The 5,400-nt window shown below is 69.3% G+C and carries 1 protein-coding gene; it reads left to right on the top strand.

The window, feature by feature from the left end; translation table 11 throughout:
- The coding region (locus ACFC1X_RS40520; RefSeq protein ID WP_376364714.1) for an amino acid adenylation domain-containing protein at positions 1 to 5,400 on the top strand (5,400 nt) is incomplete at both ends.

Below are 5,400 nucleotides of genomic sequence, written 5' to 3'. Positions count from 1 at the left end.
CGCATCCCGCGGTGGCCCAGGCGGCCGTCGTCGCCCGTACCGACACTCCCGGAGACACCCGCCTGATCGCCTACATCATCCCCGAAACCACCACCGTCACAGACATCACTGACCTGACTGTGGACCTGCGAGCCCACACCGCCGCACACCTGCCCGCCTACATGATCCCCGCAGCCTTCGTCCCCCTGCCCGAGCTCCCCCTGACCATCAACGGCAAACTCAACCGAGCCGCCCTCCCCACCCCCGAATACGCCGCAGCCGACACCGGACGCGCCCCGGCGACGGTGGCCGAGGAGCTGGTGTGTCAGGTGTTTGGTGAGGTGTTGGGTCTGGAGTGGGTGGGGGTTGAGCAGGACTTCTTCGAGCTGGGTGGGCATTCGTTGTTGGCGATGCGGTTGGTGTCGCGGTTGCGGGTGGTGTTTGGGGTCGAGGTGGGTGTGCGGGTGTTGTTCGAGGCTCCGACGCCGGCGGTGTTGGCTGCTCGGATCGCGGGTGCTGACGCGGCGCGAGTGAGTCTGACGTCGTGGGAGCGGCCGGAGCGGGTGCCGTTGTCGTTTGCTCAGCGGCGGTTGTGGTTCCTGGCGCAGTTGGAGGGCCCGAGCGCGACGTACAACATCCCTATCGCCCTCCGTGTGGAAGGTGTGTTGGACGTGGCTGCGCTGCGGTCGGCGTTCGGTGATGTGCTGGGCCGGCATGAGGTGCTGCGGACGGTGTTTCCGGTGGTGGACGGGGAGCCGTATCAGCAGGTTCTGACTGCCGGTGAGCTGGGGGAGGTGCTCCGGGTCGCGCAGGCCGCCGAGGCTGAGGTGGCGGACCTGGTGATGGAGGAGACCGGACGCGGGTTCGACCTCGCCGTCGAGGTACCGCTGCGGGCGCTCCTGCTCGAGACCGGTGCGGACGTGCACGTCTTGGTCGTGGTGGTGCATCACGTTGCGGGGGATGGATGGTCCATGGGCCCCCTGGCTCAGGACATCTCCGTCGCGTACGCCGCACGGTGTGACGGCCGTGTACCCGGTTGGGAGCCGCTGCCGGTTCAGTACGCGGATTACACCCTGTGGCAGCGGGAGCTGCTGGGTGATGAGAGTGATCCGGGCAGTGTGCTGGCCGGACAGGTCAGCTTCTGGCGGGACGCGCTGGCGGGGGCGCCGCAGGAGCTGGTGCTGCCGGGCGACCGGCCGCGGCCGGCAGCCGCGTCGCACCAGGGCCACACGGCGTCGGTCGTCGTCCCGGCGGAGGTGCACGCGCAGCTGACCGCGCTTGCGCGGGAGCAGGGCGTGACCCTGTTCATGGTGGTGCAGGCCGCGCTGGCGGTACTGCTGTCCCGGCTCGGTGCGGGCGAGGACGTTCCCGTCGGTACGGCGGTGGCCGGCCGTACCGACCAGGCCCTCGACGACCTGGTGGGGTTCTTCGTCAACACCCTGGTGCTCCGTACCGATGTGTCGGGGGACCCGACCTTCGGCGAGCTGCTGGAGCGGGTACGGGAGACAAGCCTGGCGGCGCTGGAGCATCAGGAGGTGCCGTTCGAGCGGTTGGTGGAGGTGCTGGCACCGGACCGTTCGCTCGCGCGGCATCCGCTGTTCCAGGTCATGCTCACTCTCCAGAACCTGGGTCAGGCCAGGCTGGACCTCCCCGGTCTGCGGGTGGCGCCGGTGTCCGGCGGTCTGCGGGTGGCGAAGTTCGATCTCGATGTGTCATTGGGTGAGGTGACTGACGGTGAAGGCCGCCCGGTGGGGTTGCGGGGGTCGGTTACCGGGGCGGCGGATCTGTTCGACGCGGGGACCGTGGATGCGGTCGCTGAGCGGTTGGTGAAGGTCCTGTCGCTGGTCGCCGCAGACCCGCAGGCTCGGGTGGGGCAGGTCCAGGTGTTGTCGGAGGCGGAACGGCACCAGGTGGTGAACGACTGGAACGACACCGTCGTACCGAAGCCGGAGACCACCTGGCTGGCGCTGTTCGAGGATCGGGTGCTGCGGGATCCGAGCGCTGTGGCGGTCGTGTATGGAAATGAGCGTGTGTCGTACGGAGAGTTGGATGAGCGGGCGCACAGGTTGGCGGGGGTGCTGGCCGGTCGGGGTGTGGGGCCGGAGTCGGTGGCGGCGGTCATGCTGGAGCGCTCGGTCGAGCTGGTAGTGGCTTTGCTGGCGGTGTGGAAGGCCGGTGCTGCCTATCTCCCCGTCGATCCGGCCTATCCCTCTGAACGGATCGCCTTCACGCTGACCGACGCCCGCCCGTCCTGTGTGCTCACGACGCGCGCGCAGGCTGGTGAACTTCCGGCAGATCTGACTGTCCCCGTGCTTGCCGTCGACGAGGCGGAGCCGGCTGGGAGGGATGAGTGGAGGCGCCCGGTCCTGACGGCTGGGCATGCGGCGTATGTGATGTATACGTCCGGATCGACGGGGCGGCCGAAGGGTGTGGTGGTCACCCACGGCGGTCTGGCGAACCACCTCCTCTGGGCACAGCGGGTGTTCGGGCTGGAGGCGTCGGATCGAGTGCTCCACAAGACGCCGTTCGGATTCGACGCGTCGGTCTGGGAGCTGTGGTGGCCGTTGATGTCCGGGGCGGCGTTGGTGATCGCCGCGCCGGATGGCCACCGCGATCCGGCATACCTGGCGGACTTGATGCGGCGTGAGGAAGTCACCGCCGCGCACTTCGTACCCTCGCTGCTGTCGGTGTTCGTCGCCGAGTCCGACGCGGTAGATTGCACGAGCCTGCGGATGCTGTTCTGCGGTGGTGAGGCGCTGACGGGCGCTCTGCATCAACGGGTTACGAGCCTGTTGGACGTGGAGTTGCACAACGTCTACGGGCTGACGGAGACCACGGTCGACTCGACGTCATGGCACGGCGGTACGCGTGAGGCGGCAGGTGGGAGCGTCCCGATCGGCCGACCGGTCGACAACACCCGGGTCTACGTCCTGGACCGGTTCCTGGAGCCGGTCCCGCCGGGTGTGGCGGGGGAGCTGTACGTGGCCGGCACGGGCCTGGCCCGCGGGTACCACGAACGAGCGGGGCTGACGGCAGAGCGGTTTGTGGCCTGCCCGATCGGCGACTCGGGCGAGCGGATGTACCGGACCGGTGACCTGGCGCGGTGGACCGCGGACGGGCAGCTCGTGTTCGTCGGCCGGGCGGACGATCAGGTGAAGGTCCGTGGCTTCCGGGTCGAGCCGGGTGAGGTCGAGGCCGTGCTGGCGGCACATCCCGAGGTGGCTCGGGCGGTGGTGGTCGCCCGTGAGGACACCCAGGGTGATGAGCGCCTCGTCGCGTACGTCGTACCCGAGAGCGATGGATTGGGCGATGAACTGTCCGGCGAAGTGCGGGCCTTTGGGAGCGCGCGGTTGCCGGAGTACATGGTGCCCTCCGCCGTCGTGGTGCTCGACGAGCTGCCCTTGTCGGTGAACGGGAAGCTGGACCGGGCAGCGCTCCCCGCGCCTGAGTACTCGTCTGCCGGTGGGCGGGGGCCTGCCACGGTGGCTGAAGAGCTGGTGTGCCAGGTGTTCGCGGATGTCCTGGGCGTCGAACGCGTAGGGGTGGACGACAACTTCTTCGAGCTGGGTGGGCACTCGTTGCTGGCGGTGTCGTTGGTGCAGCGGTTGCGTGAGCGTGGGTTCGGGGTGTCGGTTCGGGTGTTGTTCGAGGCTCCGACCCCTGCGGCGCTGGCAGCTGCCGGCAGTGGCGGGGGCGTGGTGGAGGTGCCTGCGAACGGCATTCCCGAAGAGGGCGTGGAGGTGATTACGCCGGAGATGCTGCCGCTGGTGGAGCTGACAGCCGCGCAGATCGACTTGGTCTGTGCGTCGGTCGAGGGAGGCGCGCCGAACGTGGCCGACGTGTATCCGCTGGCACCGTTGCAGGAAGGCATCTTCTTCCACCACCTGCTCACCGGCCCTGGTGAGGCGGACGTATACCTCGTGCCGATGATGCTCGGCTTTGACAGCCGTGAGCGGCTGGATGGGTTCCTGGCGGCGCTGCAGCGGGTGGTGGACCGGCACGACATCTACCGCACCGGGCTCGTGTGGGAGGCATTGCCGGAGCCGTTGCAGGTGGTCCGGCGGCACGCGGTCATCCCGGTCACCGAGGTCGCCCTGACCGGGGACGGTGACGACCCGCAGGCTGAGCTGCTCGCGCTCGCCGGACGGTGGATGGACCTGCGGCAGGCACCGTTGCTGCGCGTACACGTGGCGGCCGAGCCGGGCAGTGAGCGGTGGCTCGGGTTGGTGCAGGTGCATCACCTGCTCCAGGACCACACCGCACTGCAGGTGGTGCTGGGCGAGGTCGCTGCGTTCATGGCCGGGCGCAGTGAAGCTCTCCCTGACCCGCTGCCGTTCCGGGACTTCGTGGCCCAGGCCAGGCTGGGGGTCTCCCGCGCCGAGCATGAGGAGTTCTTCGCGGAACTGCTGAGGGACGTGACGGAGCCGACGCTGCCGTTCGGCCTGGCCGATACGCGCGGCGACGGCACGGGTGTGCAGCAGGCGCGGCTGCGGGTGGATGACGGACTGGGAGACCGAGTGCGGGAGCAGGCCCGCCGCCTCGGGGTGAGTCCCGCGACGTTGTTCCATGTGGCGTATGCGCGAGTGCTGGCGAGCCTGGCCGGCCGGACGGATGTGGTGTTCGGGACCGTGCTGCTGGGCCGCATGAACTCCGGGCGGGGTGCCGACCGGATTCCGGGTCCGTTCATGAACACCCTTCCCGTGCGGGTGGACATGACAGGTCTGGATGCGGTGGGGGCGGTGCGGGCGATGCAGGGGCAGCTGGCCGGCCTGCTGGTGCACGAGCACGCCCCGCTCGCCCTGGCGCAGAAAGCCAGCGGCGTCCCCGCCGCAGCCCCGCTCTTCACGTCCCTGCTGAACTACCGTCATGGCGGTCAGCCCCGCCGGGGCGGCGGGGGCGGGCGGAGTGGAGGTCTTGCCGGGGTGGCGATGCTGTCGACCGAGGACCGGACGAACTATCCGTTGTCGGTGTCGGTGGATGATCTGGGGACCGCGTTCGGGTTGACGGCTGACGCGGTGGCGCCGGGGGATCCGGAGCTGGTGTGCGCGCTGCTGCAGAACGCGGCCGAAAGCCTGGTCGAGGCGCTGGAGAGTGCACCGGAGACACCTCTGGGTGAGGTCGCTGTGGTGTCACCGCTCGTTCGCGAGCGGATGGTCGTGGAGTGGAATGGTTCGCCGGTGGTGGGGGTGGTGGGTTCGGTGGTGGAGTTGTTTGGGGAGTGGGTGGTGCGGGATCCGGGTGCGGTGGCGGTGGTGTGTGGGGAGGAGCGGGTGTCGTATGGGGAGTTGGATGTGCGGGCGGGTCGGTTGGCGGGTGTGTTGGCGGGTCGGGGTGTGGGGCCGGAGTCGGTGGTGGGGGTGTTGTTGGAGCGGTCGGTTGATTTGGTGGTGGCGTTGTTGGGTGTGTTGCGGGCGGGGGGTG

This window comes from Streptomyces sp. NPDC056128 (assembly GCF_042263835.1).
GTDB lineage: Bacteria > Actinomycetota > Actinomycetes > Streptomycetales > Streptomycetaceae > Streptomyces.
This window is presented reverse-complemented; position numbering and strand designations above follow the sequence as displayed.